The 16,868-nt window shown below is 39.6% G+C and carries 15 protein-coding genes and 1 pseudogene; 11 read left to right on the top strand and 5 right to left on the bottom strand.

Translation table 11 applies throughout. The features are described 5' to 3' along the window. Nucleotides 1–148: 148 nt before the first annotated feature. On the bottom strand, nt 149–1,477 hold the full coding sequence (locus tag QYG89_RS15555; protein ID WP_404318968.1) for a UDP-glucose dehydrogenase family protein: 1,329 nt from the start codon (nt 1,475–1,477) through the stop codon (nt 149–151). A 265-nt stretch (nt 1,478–1,742) separates the two neighbouring features. Between QYG89_RS15555 and QYG89_RS15550 the strand changes: the two genes are divergently transcribed. The 9 genes from QYG89_RS15550 (at nt 1,743) to brnQ (ending at nt 12,360) form a co-directional block, all read left to right on the top strand. Continuing rightward, a complete protein-coding gene (locus QYG89_RS15550; protein WP_404318966.1) occupies nt 1,743–2,936 on the top strand; it encodes a hypothetical protein in 1,194 nt (397 codons plus the stop codon). Between the two features lie 106 nt (nt 2,937–3,042). After that, nucleotides 3,043–3,990 carry an NAD-dependent epimerase/dehydratase family protein gene (locus tag QYG89_RS15545; protein WP_404318964.1) on the top strand — a complete coding sequence of 316 codons (948 nt, stop codon included), beginning with the start codon at nt 3,043–3,045 and terminating at the stop codon, nt 3,988–3,990. Beyond that, nucleotides 3,974–4,915 carry a lysylphosphatidylglycerol synthase transmembrane domain-containing protein gene (locus tag QYG89_RS15540; RefSeq protein WP_404318962.1) on the top strand — a complete coding sequence of 314 codons (942 nt, stop codon included), beginning with the start codon at nt 3,974–3,976 and terminating at the stop codon, nt 4,913–4,915. Before QYG89_RS15545 ends, QYG89_RS15540 begins: the two co-directional genes overlap by 17 nt. Next, on the top strand, nt 4,912–6,378 hold the full coding sequence (locus QYG89_RS15535; protein ID WP_404318961.1) for an alkaline phosphatase family protein: 1,467 nt from the start codon (nt 4,912–4,914) through the stop codon (nt 6,376–6,378). Before QYG89_RS15540 ends, QYG89_RS15535 begins: the two co-directional genes overlap by 4 nt. Next, nucleotides 6,375–7,118, top strand: coding sequence for a glycosyltransferase family 2 protein (locus tag QYG89_RS15530; protein WP_404318959.1), 744 nt, complete (start codon nt 6,375–6,377; stop codon nt 7,116–7,118). Before QYG89_RS15535 ends, QYG89_RS15530 begins: the two co-directional genes overlap by 4 nt. Nucleotides 7,119–7,259: 141 nt before the next feature. Further along, the gene (locus tag QYG89_RS15525) at nt 7,260–8,021 is read left to right on the top strand and encodes a hypothetical protein (protein ID WP_404318957.1); all 762 of its coding nucleotides are present in this window, start codon (nt 7,260–7,262) and stop codon (nt 8,019–8,021) included. A gap of 31 nt (nt 8,022–8,052) precedes the next feature. After that, nucleotides 8,053–8,976: an FTR1 family iron permease gene (locus tag QYG89_RS15520; RefSeq protein ID WP_404318955.1), complete on the top strand. Its 924-nt coding sequence runs from the start codon at nt 8,053–8,055 to the stop codon at nt 8,974–8,976. A gap of 212 nt (nt 8,977–9,188) precedes the next feature. Beyond that, nucleotides 9,189–10,649, top strand: coding sequence for a hypothetical protein (locus QYG89_RS15515; RefSeq protein ID WP_404318953.1), 1,461 nt, complete (start codon nt 9,189–9,191; stop codon nt 10,647–10,649). 391 nt (nt 10,650–11,040) lie between these two features. Further along, nucleotides 11,041–12,360: a branched-chain amino acid transport system II carrier protein gene (brnQ, locus tag QYG89_RS15510; RefSeq protein ID WP_404318951.1), complete on the top strand. Its 1,320-nt coding sequence runs from the start codon at nt 11,041–11,043 to the stop codon at nt 12,358–12,360. A gap of 246 nt (nt 12,361–12,606) precedes the next feature. Here the strand turns inward: brnQ and sspK are convergent, their stop codons facing one another. The 4 genes from sspK to modA form a co-directional block, all read right to left on the bottom strand. After that, complete coding sequence (gene sspK / locus QYG89_RS15505; RefSeq protein ID WP_404318950.1) at nt 12,607–12,768, bottom strand: small, acid-soluble spore protein K; 162 nt, start codon at nt 12,766–12,768, stop codon at nt 12,607–12,609. Nucleotides 12,769–12,880: 112 nt separating this feature from the next. Continuing rightward, nucleotides 12,881–13,558 (bottom strand): ATP-binding cassette domain-containing protein, encoded by a 678-nt coding sequence (locus QYG89_RS15500; protein ID WP_404318948.1) that lies wholly within the window; start codon nt 13,556–13,558, stop codon nt 12,881–12,883. Between the two features lie 12 nt (nt 13,559–13,570). Then, entirely contained in the window at nt 13,571–14,260 is a 690-nt protein-coding gene (modB, locus tag QYG89_RS15495) for a molybdate ABC transporter permease subunit (protein WP_404318946.1), read from the bottom strand. Between the two features lie 26 nt (nt 14,261–14,286). Beyond that, nucleotides 14,287–15,102, bottom strand: coding sequence for a molybdate ABC transporter substrate-binding protein (gene modA / locus QYG89_RS15490; protein ID WP_404319010.1), 816 nt, complete (start codon nt 15,100–15,102; stop codon nt 14,287–14,289). A 312-nt stretch (nt 15,103–15,414) separates the two neighbouring features. On the opposite strand from modA, the gene QYG89_RS15485 reads away from it, so the two are divergent. Together QYG89_RS15485 and QYG89_RS15480 are read left to right on the top strand one after the other, a co-directional pair. Next, entirely contained in the window at nt 15,415–16,365 is a 951-nt protein-coding gene (locus QYG89_RS15485; RefSeq protein WP_404318944.1) for a substrate-binding domain-containing protein, read from the top strand. 322 nt (nt 16,366–16,687) lie between these two features. Then, a pseudogene (locus tag QYG89_RS15480) lies at nt 16,688–16,868 on the top strand (urocanate hydratase); the annotation flags it as partial.

The following is a 16,868-nucleotide window of genomic DNA, read 5'->3' as shown; positions in this document are numbered from 1 at the left end:
ACTTTTATCATTCACAAAATAAAGTTGTACATCGACATGAGCGAAAACTGGACGTTCCATTCAGTTTTCGCTCGTGTTTTTTATCTATAGGGTTTGTTAAACTCCCTTGTTGATTTCCACTCCAATCAACAATAGTCATTAACATAGCCTATCTATCAAAAGCATTACCCTTTAAAACGGCGTGTCTTCCTATTGAAATATAGTCGATTCCGTAGTTTTTGACTTCTTTAAGGGGGTAGCAATTTCGGCCGTCCAGTAGAATAGGGGTCTTCATGAGTTCTTCGTACCTTCCTAGTTGAAAGTCCTTGATTTCATCCCAGTCTGTAGCAATGAAGGCCATTTCTTTTTCTGTAAGAGCACTTTCTATCGTAGAAGCGTATTGGATTTGATTGCCCAATACTTGTTTTGTTTTTTCAATTGCTTTCGGGTCGTAGGCAGTAATGACGGCTCCCTCATCTATTAAATGTCTGGCCAGTGTAATAGCGCTGGACTCACGTATATCATCGGTATTTGGCTTGAAGGCAAGTCCGAGCAGGGCGACGTTTTTCCCTTTTAAACTTCCGTATTGTTGAATAGCTTTGTCGATGAGCAGGTGTTGCTGTTTATTGTTAACGTCGATCACCGTTTTCAGCATATCGAACGATTTAAGGTGTTGGCTGGCGATGTCTAAAAGGGCCTTTATGTCTTTTGGAAAACACGATCCTCCATAGCCAATTCCAGCTTTTAAATGGTGATTTCCAATTCGGGAATCAAGCCCCATTCCGAAGGAGACGTCTTCTATATTTGCTTCCACCTCTTCACAAATATTGGCGACTTCATTAATAAAACTAATTTTAGCGGCTAAAAAGGCATTTGCAGCATATTTAATCATTTCTGCACTATTTAAATCAGTTTTAAAAATGGGCCTATTAAAAGGTTTGTTGATTTCCTCTACTACCCTTGCCGCTATGGCTGATTCTGCCCCAATAATGATACGGTCGGCCTGGAGCGTATCGTAAATAGCTGATCCTTCCCGTAAAAATTCAGGATTTGAAACGATATCTACCTTTATTCCTTCACTTAAAAATGATTCAATTATAGCTTTTATTTGTTTATTTGTGCCAATTGGAACCGTACTCTTTGTCACAACAATGGAGTCATTTGTTATATTCTCTCCAATGATACGGGCAGCTTCCTTTATATATTGAAGATCAACGGAACCATCTGCCAGCGGCGGCGTCCCGACAGTTACATAAATAATTTCGACATGTTGAAAGGCTTCTTGTTCATTATTTGTAAAAGAGACTCTTCCTTTATTCAGATTGCTTTCAAGTAATCTGTCCAACTCGGGTTCGAAAAATGGACAAATCCCTTTTTGGAGTTGTTCTATTCTTTCAGCGTTTATATCATAGCAAGTTACTTGATGGCCGATTTCTGCGAAACATACACCGGTAACCAAGCCAACATGCCCTGTTCCAACGATTGTAATCTTTTTCATAGTGACATTCCCTTTCATTTTATAGGACATATTCATCGACTGTTCGGTTTGAGGGTGTCCCAAGTAGATTGTAAAGCTATTGAATGTGCTGCAACAAGTTTTTTGCTGGAAATGATTTATCCACTTTAGGGGCTTAATGGAAGGGAGAGTTTTAATCAAAAGAGTAAAAAATGTATTGACAGTGAAAATCATTCTCTATTATAATTCTAAACATAAATGAAAATCATTATCGTTGATGAAAATTATTTCTTTGGGGGATTAAGGGATGAAGAAGAGAGATTTGAAGAAAATTTTTGCTGGTCTATTTCTAGCTAGTTCGGTTTTAACAGCATGTAACACAACTGATAGCGAAACGAAAGAAAAACCAGAAGAGAATAAGCAAGAAGAAGCGAAGCAAGAAGATGTGAAGAAGGATGAAGCAGAAAAAGCGGAAGTGAACTACGGCGAAGTGTTCAAAGAAGCAGTGGCCGAATTGGAAAAGGCTAAAGAAGGCAAAGACGTAGACTTTGATAAAGTGACGGAGCTTTATACTACTAATCTGCAAGAATTAGTTCAAAAAAGAGATGCAGAGTTTGAAGATACAATTGATCAACATATTACAACAGCATTGGCAGCCGGAAAAGATGGCTCTATGGATAAAGTTGTTGTGAAGCAAATTTTTGATAAATTAATGCAAAAAGTATTCTATACAACAATGAAACATGAGTTCACTGAAGTAGATGAAAACTGGGGCAACAAAGAAGTAGTAAAAGAAGAGATTGAAGAAGCAAAAGAATTTTATGCAATCATTCAAACAACAGTCCAAAAGCGTGATACTGCATACTCTACAAACATGGAAGATGCCATTGCCGGCGGTTTTGCTGAAATTGAAAAAGCGGTTGAAGCTGACGATAAATTAGGATTCAGTCTTGGAAAACAAGTAGTAGATAAAACTTTGATGAAAACATTCTATTTCGCAACGGGTGCAACTCCTAACGGGTATGCAACAAAAGCAGCGGCTTCAGCGAAAGAAAATGCGGAAGAAGCAAAAATCCAACAGGCTGAAGGATGGGCTTTCTATCAATCTATTTTTAGCTACTTAAATAAACATGCTCAAGAAGATGCGGCATTCATTCAAAAACAATTTGATTTACAAACGGATGTAAAAACACTGGACCCAGTTGCTGTGAATAAGGCGTTTGTACGCGGCTTCTCAAAAATTGCTCTACACGAGTACGATGAGAGTGTGGAAAATTGGGGTGAAGATAAGTCTGTCATCACTGCTCTAGAAGGTGCTTTATTTATTGATGTAATTGGTGAAGACATCAAAGCTTTAATTGGTGAACAAGAATATAACGCTCTAAATGAAAAAGCGCAAAAATATCTAGAAGAAGCTAAAGGAAAAGATAAAGCAGCCGGCGAAGCCACTTTAAAAGAAATTCGCGCTGCTCTTGAAACGGTTATTGAGAAAGCGAAATAATGATTACTAACAAATCATTGGAAAAAACCTTGTACTGCTCAAGGTTTTTTTCCTTTTTACTTAAGTTATAATGATAGGTAAAGTTTAAAACTAGAGGTGTTGTTTCTTGAAGATTATTGTAACGGGCGGAGCGGGCTTTATTGGAAGTCATCTAGCCAGAAGATTGTTAGCAGAACATCACGAAGTACACATCATCGATTGTCTCCATCCGTATTATTCTCCTGAAAGAAAAAGACTTCATTTGGATCATATAAAAAAGTTTGGAGACTTTCACTACTATAATAAAGATCTGCTTGATCGAGAAGGAACGATTGCTGCGATCAAAGAAATCTCCCCGAAGGTCGTTATTCATCTTGCTGCTCTTCCCGGTGTTTCCTATTCCCTTGATCAGCCGTTAGAATATGTGGATTATGATATAAAGGCAACCATCAATGTCTTAGAAGGGGCAGGACAAGCAGGTGTGTCAAAAGTTATTTTTGCCTCTTCTTCCTCCGTTTATGGGAATCAAGAAGGTCCTTTCCATGAAAATATGGCAACGGGTAAAGTGATCTCTCCTTATGCGGCTGCAAAGTATTCGGCTGAAGCTTTTTGTCATGCCTACGAACATTTATATGGCTTTCAAATGAATATTTTAAGATTCTTTACTGTATTTGGTCCGTGGGGAAGGCCGGATATGGCGATTGGCCATTTCATAAAAAAGCTTCTAAACGGTGAAGATATTCATATTTTTGGTTCAGGCAGCGCCCGCGACTATACGTATATCGATGACATCGTGACTGGAATTTATTTGACGATCATGAATAGCACAGAGAGTGAGACATTCAATATTGGTTCAGGGAGACCAGTGACAATGGAAACAATGTTGAATGAATTAAAGGTCTATTTTCCAACTATGACGGTGAAGAGGGAAGGGCATCGAAAGGGAGATGTTGACAAGACATGGGCTGATATTTCAAAAGCTGCCGACGTATTAGGTTACACACCAAAGGTCGATTTTCGCAGAGGGATAGCGGAGACTGTGAAGTGGGCTAAAGAGTATGAAGCGTTTCTATAAAAAGTCCGCTAAACGCTTTATCTCGCTAGTCATTATTGTCGCATTTATCGTATTGACGATCATGTATTTTGATGTGGGTGAAATATGGCGCGCTGTTCAATTGCTGCTTCAAAATCCTTTTTGGCTGTTTGTGATGCTTTCTCTTTATTTCATTTCTTTTTGTTTGAAAGCAGCGGCTTGGAAATTCTACTTAAGGAAAAGGGTAAGCTTTCTCTCTTGTTTATTAGGTATACTCTACAGTTTGTTCATCAACCATCTCTTTCCTATAAAGATTGGGGACGTCATTAGGGCGGAAATTTTGCATAAAAGAGAAAAGCTTATAAAAAGGGAAGAGGCCTTTCATTCCGTCATTGTACTAAGGGTGATGGATATGGGCTGTTTAATAGGAATCGCTTTTGTTGGGTTGTTTGTTTTGGATATTGCGTATAAGATTCCAGTCTGGCTTATTGTGAGCGGATGTACGATCGTTCTCCTTTCCTTGTTGGTTATAAAAAGATATTTTGCTGAGTTTTTGAACAGACAGATCATATGGCTGAAGAGTGCATTATTTGGAGTGAATGGATTCGTTATTTTTTTAGCTACATTGCTTAGTTGGATCATAGAGGCGGGCGTGCTGTTCGGCACTGTACATATTTTACAAGAAAATGCGACTATACTGGAGCTGGCTTTTGTGAATAGCTTGACCATTGCGGGACAAGTATTCCAGGTAACTCCAGGAGGCATCGCCAACTATGAGAGTGTGATGATTTTTGGTTTAAGTCTGGTCGGAATCCCGCTTAAATCGGCATACATCATGGCTGTATTAAACCATGGCATTAAATTCTTTTTTTCTTATGCAGCGGGAGCGTTTTGTCTGTGGGCTCATCCCATTGATTTAGACACCATTAGAAATTGGACAAAACTGAGAGGAGTTAGGGGAAAGTGAAAAGTGCTTCGAAATTTGAAAAGGTGGCTGCCCGATGTTGGAACTTATTAAATGAAGGGAAGCCTTTTACACCGATTTTTGTATTGGGGACGATGTTATTATTTCATATAGTCGATTTAGGATCATTCGATCAGCTATCTGGGCTGTTTATATCATTGTTACCTGTCGTTCCAATCTTGATCATCTATTTCATATTTGATTTTCCTTTATTCTTAAGGAATTATTTATGGATTCCTTTTATCGTGTATTTGATTGTCTGGAATGATGTGAATCTTAGTTTATTACTATTTGCAACAGGACTTTACTTCTTTTTTACCGTCTTTTTCTGGGGCACTCTTTATTACCACCTGAGGATCGGCACCTCATGGTTGAACTTTACGCGCTTCTGGAAACTAGTATTGAAGAATAGTGATTCAACAAGTGGGAATGCCCAAGAGCAATTGCCGAAATTCTTATTAGTTTTATCCATTTGGGAAATGCTTTATAAAAGTAATGTATCCGGTGAACAGACCGACTTACTTTCGATCTTGATGTTCTACGGATTTATTTTGATTTTTGCTTGGATTCTTCATCGAAATTTATTTGATTGGAAGCCGGCCATGTATACAGCATACACAAAGGATTTTACTAAATCCCCCACGAAGCCGATTTCGGATAAAGTGGTCGTTATTGTTATTGATGGGATGAGGAAGGAAAGGTTTTATCAAGCCAATACCCCTTTCTTAGATGAATTAAAAGAAAATGGAACCGAATATACGAACATGGAAACGGTTTATCCTGCTCGAACGGTCGTTTGTTTCACTTCAATGTTTACTGGAACCTATCCATTTGAACATGGAATTACGTCAAATATGGTGTGGAAGCTTGGAATTAAAGTGGAGAGTATTTTCGACTCTTTACGGAAAGTGGGCAAAAAAGGAAGGCTGCTGGGAATTGCTCATCTGGTCGATTCGATGGGCGATGATGTCGAAACGGTTACAGCTGTCATGCATAATGACGAGGCGGACCCTAACATTATGAAGAGAGCTAAGAAAATTATGAAGGAACAAGATCCGGATTTATTCATTGTCCAGCTGATTGCTACAGATCAAACAGGGCATTCACGAGGAGTTCTTTATGATGAATATATTCAAAAGATTGAAGAAGCAGATCGCTTAGTCGAGGATTTTGTCGGATGGCTCGAAAAAGAAGGGAAGATGGAGAATACAACGCTATTTATTTGTGCCGACCATGGACAAGCTGATGGAATTGGCGGCCATGGCCATTTAGATGAAGGAGAGCGCTACGTGCCATTTTTTATGCACGGGCCGAACATTGAAAAAGGAAAAAAAATCGAGCAAAAGCATAGTCTCGTTTCGATGGCTCCAACTTTATCCTATCTTCTAGGGGCGCCATTCTCGAGTCACAGCCGTGGAAAAGTATTAGTTGAAGCAATCAAAGAAGGAAGAGATCATCAAGTATGAAAACGCAGAAAGTCATTGTATTTTTACCAGCTTATAACGAGGAAGCCTCCATTGGGGAAGTCATAAGAGGCATCCCGCGGGACTTCCATAAACAGGTTGAAGTTCAAGTATTAGTGATAGATGATGGCTCGAAAGATCAGACGGTTAAAGCAGCAAAAGAGGCAGGTGCCGACTATATTGTCAGCTTTGAAAGAAACCAGGGGCTTGGAGCTGCAGTCCGCTCGGGAATCAAGGAGTGTTATGAACGAGGGGCTGATATTGGAGTGATGATTGATGCGGATGGGGAATACCCAGCGCAACAAATTCCTGAGTTATTACAGCCGATATTTGATGGGAAAGCAGATTACACTATGGGATCACGCTTTTTAGGAACGATAAACGGAATGAAAATTCACCGCCGGCTTGGTAACTACTGTTTTACGATGCTCCAAAGCTTGTTATTGAAAAAATGGATCTTTGATGGACAGTCTGGTATGCGGGCATTCTCGCGGCAGGCATTAAAACATGCCGAAATCATTCACGACTACAATTATGCCCAAGTCATTACCTTGAATTTAGTCAGGAAAGGCTTTCGAGTGCAGGAAGTGCCGATTCGATACCGAGTCCGATCTACAGGAGAATCATTCATCACGTTTAGAGGTTATTTTTCTTCAGTCATACCTGCAATTATTAAGGAGATAAAGAGACCTGTTCAAAAAGTGAAGATTGATTGTTCAGCTCATAAGTTAACGGGCAAGTAAATGGGCGTCACTAAAAAACTTCGATGATCTGCATGAATGAGCTTTTGACGAGTCTGTTTATTTTCGAAAAATTGATGCAAAATTTAAATTGACATTCGAAATGATAATCATTATCATTGTTTGTATGTAGGAGGAAGGTTCATGTACAAAAAAACAATATTTTTTTCCTTTTTATTAGTCTTTGTTCTAAATAGTATGTTCTCGGCTACTGCTCATGCCTATACATATGGCGATCCGAATAAGGAAGATGTTGCAGAAGCCTATAAAGAGATGCTGATTAAGCTGGATCAGAATCCGCCTAATTTTGCCGAGGCAAGAAAGATTTATGACTCGGTGAAAAAAGAAATTGATATGCATATGGGGCCGGAGCCTTCGAAAATCATTCTTGATCGAATCGAAGCTAAAGACAAAGAGGCTGCCATTGAAAATATGGAGAAACTGTTAGTGCTTAATATTGCAAGAAGGTTGGAAAGCATCGAGAGTAAATTCACTGAATATGATACAAGTAAAAAATTGCTGGCGAAAGCTTTTGCTACATACGAGGCGCTTTCACCAAGAGTGGAAGCGGTAAATCCTGATTTGAATAAAGAACTAAAAGCAGACTTCGATCAAGCATTGAATGCTCTTGGTAATCCAGGACTATTCGGAGTTGGAAAGAAGGAGTCTGATTTAGATGCCTTTAAGGAAAATAAGGAAGCGATTCTTTCTGCCCTGCAAAAAGAATTTAAACTAAAAAGTCTGGAAGTAGGACATTTTTCTGAAAGTGCAACAGACACAGAGGCTGCCAAAAAGAAAGAATGGACGGATGTATCCAATATTCGAAATTGGATTCCGCTGTTATTAATAGTAGCGGTTATTGGAAGCATAGTGATCTTTACAATACGTAAAAAGAAGCGCAGATAGGAATGCGTGATCATGGGGAAGGTGAAAGATTGTGGAAATTCAAGCATTGTTGATTACATTTCGTGAAGTACTTGAAGCATTGCTCATTGTTGGAATTATCACCACTTACTTAAAAAGAATGGATCATGCTAAGTACAATAAATACGTTTGGCTGGGAGCCGGTCTTGCCGTCTTAGCCAGCGTAGGAATTGCCATGCTTTTTCAAGTCGTGTTTACCGGCTTTGCGGCAATGGGGAGCGAAATATATTTAAAGATAGGGATCATGATTATTTCCACAATCCTCTTGACCCAGATGGTGTTTTGGATGGCAGCGCACAGCAAGGACATAAAAGGGAATATGGAAGGAAAAATGAACAAGTTCATCTCAACTGGAAATATTGTTGGGATGGTCGTTCACTCTTTCCTTGTCGTGTTGCGTGAGGGAGTAGAAACTGTATTCTTTTTTGCTGCGATCACAGGCGGAAACATCGGAGCCGCCTTGCAAGGATGGGGTGCTATCACTGGTGTGATCATCGCTGCTGTCGTATCGTATTTCTTCTTTAAAGGTACGATGCGTATTCCTTTGAAAAGTTTTTTCAAAGTGACGGGGGCATTCATCATATTGATCGCTGCAGGACTTCTCGTTCAAGCGATTTCCATGATGCAGGACGTAGGCATCATTGGCAGTGTCATTCCGCACCTTTATGATATTACTTGGTTCTTACCGGAGCATCCGATTGATTATGCACATTATTTAAGGGATAACGGTGTTGCGCCATTGCTTTCCGGGGACGTTGGGATCTTCTTAAAAGCATTGTTCGGCTACTCTTCCATGCCGTCGATTGAAGAAGTCATTGCTTATATCGGTTACTTTGTTGGAATCTATTTGTTAACTGCTTATCAGCCAAGTGAAAAGTCCAAGGATCGTAAAAATAATGAAGTGGAAGAAAAAGAAGTTAATCCATTGAATTCATAGGTAAAATAACCTTCTAAAAAAGTACAAGGCAAATGTCTTGTGCTTTTTCTATAGTTAATAAGTGTTTTTTTCTTAATATATTCAAGCTTTGTGAAACTCCTCTGTTGATTTCTGCGGGCGGTCTAGAAGCCTCCTCGCCGCTCCAATTAACAATAGTTATTAACATAGCCATTTATCAAAATAGCCGTTTGAACTAAAAGGTGTGATGAAGTGTGGAAAAGATAACATCGAAGCTAGTAGTTGTTTTTAGTTTCCTATTGATGATCGGCATGGTTCTGGCACAATTGATGTTTGTGAACTCCTTTGCGTCTACATATGATCAAGTTGATTTTGCCCTGGCACTTGAGCGTTATGATGTACTAGCTATGCAGCCTCATTTTCCAGGGTATCCCTATTTTATATTAGGAGGGGCCCTTATACATCAATGGATAGCTGACAAAGCAGCTTCATTGACATTGTTTAATGTATTGATCTATGCAAGTGCCGTCGTTCCGATGTACAAACTTGCCCGCAGCCGCTTATCTGCATCATTAAGTATACTGACCGCGGCCCTGATTTACTCCGCTGGCTTTGTCGTCTTAATGGTTAATCAGCCGATGTCGGAAGGGGCGGCTATCGCCGTGTTGTGGTGGTACGTTTGGAGTATCTATGCAGCCCATGAAAATCAGGGTGTTTGGTCAAATATTCTCCCGTTGTTCCTGTTAAGTGTTTTATTGGGTATCCGTTTATCGTATCTTCCGTTCATCAGTGGAGTGTTATTTCTTTTTTATAAGAAATGGCAAAGCAGACAATTACAAATGAATCAACTGTTTTCTCTAGGGTGCCTAGCTATCATGTTTCAATTGCTGTGGATAGGCGGGGTAGCCATCACGGAGGGGAGCTTCATTGGATTTATGAAGCTTGCGTTTGCTTTTACTAACGGCCATTTTAATGAGTGGGGCGGAACGGCTGCCTCCGCCGACCGATCTTTTATCGAGCGGCTATATCAATTAGTGGTTGAGAACATTGGCTGGACAGGAATGGCGGTAAGGTCTTATGTATTGGCGGGAATGCTGCTCGTTTATCTGTTTTGTTTTTGGGGAGCCGTTCGAAGGAAGCGGCTAGAATATGGCTTCTTGGCCCATCTGTTCATCATCCTTATTTCAAGCTACTTTTTATGGGCTTTATTTGCTCAGAATATAGATAAACCGAGACATATCATACCGGTGATTACTTTAGGTCTGTTTGGCTTGTATGCAGTTATTTTTTCAAAATGGAAACATGGCTGGATTCTTGCTTTTTCTTGCCTGTTTTTATGTGTTCAGGCTGATCAAACGACTGCTCTATTAAAAGAACAGTCAAAAGAACTTCCTGCAACGTACCAGATCGCTGCCTATTTGGCACAGAGGGATGATCCGTTTATTGTATACGCTTGGGAGGAGTCCAGGGTTTTTACGTATTTGGATGTCCCATTTCCTCACAAAGAGATCAATACATATTCAAAGTTTTTATATGATACGTCTTATTATAAAAACAAGGAAATATTATTGACGGATAAAGTAATTGAAGGATTTATATCACAGGGAATCGATCTCACAGGGAAGGTAGAGCCGTTAAAGGAGTTTTCCTCCAATTCTTTGTTTGATCCAGTTTATCATCATATTGTTTTATATAAATGGAAAAGTGGAAATTGATTAGACAGGCTGTTGACAAATGCTGGAGAGATCTAACTAGACGCTGTTTATGATGTGGAACAAGCGCAAAGTAGTAAAAAAATTTTGTTTTGAGGGGGAAAAGTTCCCCCTCTTTTTGTTGTGTTTGAAGGTTTTTTATAGAGGGATTTTCGGCTGTTATATTATATTTAAATAGTTAAAAACCAAGGTGGATGCGCGGGCGGGAAAATAATGTGTAAAAAAATCTGAATAAAAATAAGTGGTTGGCACAAAAATTGCATATTTTTATAATAGTGAAGAAGTAATAGGAATGTTGAAGCGATGCAGGGTTATGGAATAACCTTCAATGTACTTTGAAAAATGAAAACGATTTCCAAATAATGAAATTGAAAGAAAGGAATGACACAATATAATGAACAAAACGATACAACATAGCTTTATAGTAGGCTTTGCCTTATTTGCCTTATACTTCGGAGCAGGCAACCTAATTTTCCCGCCATCGATTGGAAACGCTTCAGGGACGAATTGGATTCCTGCATTGGCTGGTTTCGCAGTCACTGGAATTGTCCTTCCTTTGTTAGCAGTTATTGCGATATTAAATGCCGGCGGTAAGTTTGAAGACCTCACGAGACCGATTAGTCCTTGGTTTTACAAAGTATTTAACCTGTTACTTATGGTTGGAATAGGGATGTTTGTGACGATTCCGCGCATGGCAGCTACAACTCATGAGCTGGGCATTCACACCTTGTTTCCTCATGTTCCTTCTACTATTACGATCATCATCTTTTTTGCAATCAGCTTTTATTTTGCGATGGATCAATCAAATGTAATTGATAAAATAGGAAAAATTCTTACACCTCTTTTAGTAGTGATTCTTTTGTTTATTGTAGGTAAAGGAATTTTTGATCCGATTGGAACACCAGTTGCAACCGATTTAAAGACACCGTTTTCAAATGCTTTTATTAGTGCTTATCAGACAGGTGATGTGATTACAGGAATTCTTTGTGCTCCGATTTTTATTGCAGCTATCGCGGCTTATGGGTATAAAGGGGCTGCAGCGAGAAAAATGGCGATTAGCGGAACATTAATCGCAGGGATCGGCTTGCTTATTGTCTATGGAGGATTACTCTATATTGGGGCATCAGGCAGCAGTGTATTTCCTAAAGATATTGGAGATACAGCGCTCGTATCTGAAGTAGTTAGTATGTTGCTAGGTAACTTTGGAACGATTGCGTTATCCATAGCGATCGCATTGGCATGTTTAACTTCTACGATTGGCGTCATTGCGGTTATTGCAGATTTTCTGAATAAACTAACGAATAATAAAGTGAGCTATCGTGCTTGGGCACTAGTGATTTGTATTGTAGGAGTGTTTATAGGGTCAATGGGAGTAGAGAAAATTGTTGATTACGCTATGCCTATTTTCTTGGCACTCTATCCAGTTGCGATTGTATTAGTTTTCTTAGGTGTATTCCGCAAATACGTGCCGAATGCAGGGTCATATAGAGGAGCAATCCTTTTAACATTCATTGTCAGCGTATGTGAAACATTAGGCTCCGTTTTAAACGTTGGATTTTTAAGCAGCGTCGCTTCTGTCCTTCCTTTAAGTTCAAATGGGTTTTCATGGCTCGTGCCGGCGATAGTAGGTTTCATCGTCGGAACGATCATTGACAAAGCTGTCGGCCAAAAGCAAAGCGAAGATCCTGTTTTAGATCCTGCAGAAAATAAATAATTGTGAGAGTTTGAGAGGATGTCCCAAAAGTATAACTTTTAGGGGTATCCTCTTTTTTGATGGTTCTTTACACTTGTCCGTTGATTTCCGTTCCAGGCGCTTTGCTTCCCCCGCAGGAGTCTTTGCGCTTTCCTCTACAATCAACTTAGTGAAAATATACCGTTTGGACTTTGTCAAAAAGAAAGACTAGCCCTAAAAAGTCGTTTTTAACGGCTTTTTGAGTCAGTCTTTCTTTTTTTGTGAATGTTAAGAGTTTCTTGTTCTTTCGTTTGAAGCTTTCATGCGTTCTTGAGGCTGTGTGTTGATGGTGCCATTAGCTCGTTTAGAAGCATATTGTGCTTTAGCCCGTGCTTCACCAGCTTCTCCATTCATATTATCAGCGGGGAAATCTTTTGCTTTATTTCTCATCGTTCTCCTCCAGGCGTGTAGTAGAAGTTCGCGTTTCCGCGTACTTCTAGTATGGGTAGAAGAAACAAAAGTGATTCCATGAAGTTTGTGGGAAACTTAAAATATCAGGTGCTTATGAGTGATAAGCGGAAAATTTTTTGTCTGGATTGTTTACCGTTTTAATGACCTTTCCTTTTTCAAGAAAAAGGATGGTATCCCCAAGCTTCTTAGCTTCGTTCATATCATGGGTAACAATAATAAATGGGATGCGCCACATAACATGAAGGCGCAGAAGTTCATTTTGACATTCTATGCGTGTATCTTGATCTAAAGCCGATAGAGGCTCATCTAACAATAAAATAGAGGGCTCGGTCGCAAAAGCACGGGCGAGCGCAACCCTTTGCTTTTCTCCTCCTGAAATTTGATGAGGATACTTTTTGAGTAAATGTTTAATTCCTAAAATACTTAATAATTGTTCAATAAGGGGTGAAGGGCTGCCGTTCTTTTGCTTCTTCGCGCCATAGGCGATATTTTTCTCTACTGTCATATGAGGAAAAAGGGCATAATCTTGAAAGAGATAACCGATCTTTCTCTTTTGCGGGGGAAGTGATTCCCTGTCTGTATTGAAAAAGGAGAGATTATTTAATTGGATAGATCCGGAATCGGGATTAGTTAGGCCGGCGATACTGTTGAGGATCGTCGTTTTTCCTGATCCAGATGGTCCAAATAAAACAAGAATTTCATCATCCATTTTCCATTCAATATCTAACAAGAAATGATCTAGCTTTTTTTGAATTTGAACTTCAAGCATCTTATCCTCCTCTTACGTATTTTTATTAGCAAAGCGCCGCATGTTACGTTTACTCCACCAATTGAGCCACATGATTGTGCTAAATCCTAGAGCAACGATAATGATTACCCAAAAGGTTGCCTTTTCCATTTGTCCGGATTCTACAGCAAAGTAAATAGCCATTGGAATGGTATCTGTTCTTCCGGGTATATATCCAGCCAGCATTAAAGTAGCTCCGAATTCTCCTAGTCCTCTTGCGAAAGAAAGAACTAGACCGGCAAGAAGGCCCGGCCATGCTAAGGGAAAGGAGATTGTCCAAAAGACTCTCCACTCTGATGCGCCCATCGTCCGTGCTGCCATTTCTAATTTTGAATCCAAGTTTTCAAAAGAGGCCGCGGCACTTTGGTACATAAGAGGAAAAGAAACGACAATGGAAGCAATCACTGCTCCAATCCAAGAAAAAACAATTTGGATATCAAATAGAGATAAAAGCCAGCTTCCGATCCACCCGTTCTTGCCAAAGAGAATGAGCAAGCCGAAACCGACGACCGTTGGCGGCAACACGAGAGGAAGTAAAAAGATGGATTCGATCAAACTTTTTCCGAAAAAATTTTTCCGGGCAAGCAGGTGTGAAAAGAATACTCCGGTGAGAAAAACGACGGAGGTCGAGATGGCTGCTACTTTTAGTGATAAAAGTAAAGGTGTGTAATTCATATCAATCATTCGTATCTTTTCCCCCGTCCACTTAATTATTTAAAGCCGTATTTTGTAAAAACTTCTTTTCCTTCCTTACTTGTAAGGTACGTTAAGAATGCCTGCGCCTCTTTGGTGTGTTTGGAGTTAGAAGTGACAGCACCCGGGTAGATGATTGGCTCGTGCCATTCCGGTTTCGCTGCAGCGACTACTTTTACTTTATCAGAAATCATTGCGTCGCTGGAATAAACGACTCCGGCATCTGCATTGCCTGATTCTACATATGTAAGAACTTGGCGTACGTCTGAACCTAAAACTAGTTTGCTTTGTAGTGGTGCCCACAATTTTAGATGTTCAAGCACTTCTTTCGTATATCTTCCTACAGGTACGCTTTCAGGCTCGCCGATTGCAAAATGCTTGATTTGCTTAGGGCTTAATTCCTCAAACGAAGAGAGAGGTAATGAGTGATCTTTATTGGTAATTAAAACGACTTCATTTTTAGCAAAATCTGAACGTGATTCTTCTTGGATGAGGCTTTTCTCCTGCAGTGTATCCATATCCTGTTTGCTGGCTGAAAGGAAAACATCCGCTGGAGCTCCTTGTTCAATTTGCTGTACTAATTTACCTGAACTGCCGAAGTTGTACGTTAAGTCAATGTTAGGGTGTTTACTTTCAAATGAATTCTCTAATTCATTTAATGCGTCTGTCAGACTAGCTGCGGATGAAATGATCAGTTCCGTCTTTTTGCTTGAAACAGCTTCATTGGTATTTGATTCTTTAGACGATGTCGTGGAAGGTTGTTCACCATTTGAGCACCCTAAAGGAATCATAAGCAGACATAATAAAAAAAGAAAGTGCCATGCCTTTTTCATCATAAAACCCCCCTTGAATTGATAGTTTTATATATTTATATATAACTAAATATAACCAATTATATCTAAATATAATGATCGTAAAATAAGTGTCAAGTTTTTCCGGGTGTTCTTTATGTAAGGAAGAAGCCGCTATGCTTTTTCGATACGCCGTTCTAGTGCAGGGCGTGTGCTATAATTGAGAAATAACATGTATAAACGGGGAAGAGTGATCCAAGAGATCACTAATTATAAAACGTTGAAGCACTATCGGCTTGTTTCAGCTGAAAGAGCAGTTGGAATAATGAAACAAGCCATTGGATGGAGGACAAGATGAGGACCAATGACCATGTTTCTTATACAACTGAAGAAATTGCTCAATTATTGAAAGTGTCCAAGTTAACGGTATACGATCTAATAAAAAAAGGAGAACTGCCCGCGTATCGAGTGGGGCGGCAAATGAGAGTGGATGCTCACGACTTAGAATCGTATAAGGAAAATGCCAAAAGTGGAACAAGAGGGAAAAGGATAGGTTTGCCGATGGAGTCTGAGGAATATATGCCAATCGCCCATGCCTCAAGGCAAATCATCATTAGCGGACAGGATATTAGTTTAGATATTTTGGCTAACTATATAGAGAAAGATCTAAAAGGATGCCGTCCGCTTCGCTCTTATGCGGGAAGTTTGAATAGTCTAATCTCCATGTATCAAGGCGAGGCGGACATAGTCAGCACTCATTTATTTGACGGTGACACCGGAGAATACAATGTTCCGTATATCCGGAGAATTCTCGTAGGCCGCTCTTATATTGTGGTGAATTTCCTTTCGCGCTGGGAAGGCTTTTATGTCACAAAAGGAAACCCTAAAAACCTTCACTCATGGACGGATTTAACGAAACCAGAAATCAAAATGGTCAATCGTGAAAAGGGATCTGGTGCAAGAGTATTGGTGGATGAACAGTTACGAATTCAAGGGATATCCCCTGAACAAGTGAATGGTTATGAGATAGAAGAATCAAGCCACATAGGGGTTGCCGGCAAGGTAGCCACTGGGGAAGCGGATGTAGGAGTAGGCATCGAAAAAGCTGCCCACATTGTAGGTGTCGACTTTATTCCTCTTATAAAGGAACGCTATGATTTAGTCATTTTAAAAACAATACAAAATAAAGCACTCATTGATCATTTGCTGCAAATTTTACGATCAGATTCATTTCAGAAAGAAATTCAAGCGATCGGCGGTTATGATTTGTCGCAGATGGGACAGATCATGGACGAAGCATTTTAAAATAGTTTCCTCGCCTGCTCTGTAAAGGTGAAAATCATTGCCCTCGTCAGCGATTATAAAAATGCACTAATAATAGGGGCTGTCTCGTAAGGAAGTGTCTGACACTTTGGTTTCGAGGCAGTTCTATTTTTGCTGCAGAAGGTGTGAAGAAGGCTCCGGTGATTTGTTTTATCTCAGGAAAAGTAAATGTTAAAATAAATTATAAAAAAATTTATTTAATAAAAAATATTGTAAATAAAACATAAAATAATAAACAAATCATAATGATCAAAATAGAAGTTTGACTATATAATGGAGTTAATCAATCGAGGAGGCGGGAAAAATGAAGACGATTTCAAGCGAAAAAGTAATCCGTTATCGAGGCACAGAATTAAACACAAAAGGATGGCAGCAAGAAGCGGTTCTTCGTATGTTAATGAACAACTTAGATCCTGAAGTAGCTGAGCATCCAGACAAACTTGTCGTTTACGGAGGCATTGGGAAAGCAGCTCGTAACTGGGAAG

The sequence above is a fragment of the Bacillus lumedeiriae genome (assembly GCF_044891285.1).
Classification (GTDB): domain Bacteria; phylum Bacillota; class Bacilli; order Bacillales; family Domibacillaceae; genus Pseudobacillus; species Pseudobacillus lumedeiriae.
This window is presented reverse-complemented; position numbering and strand designations above follow the sequence as displayed.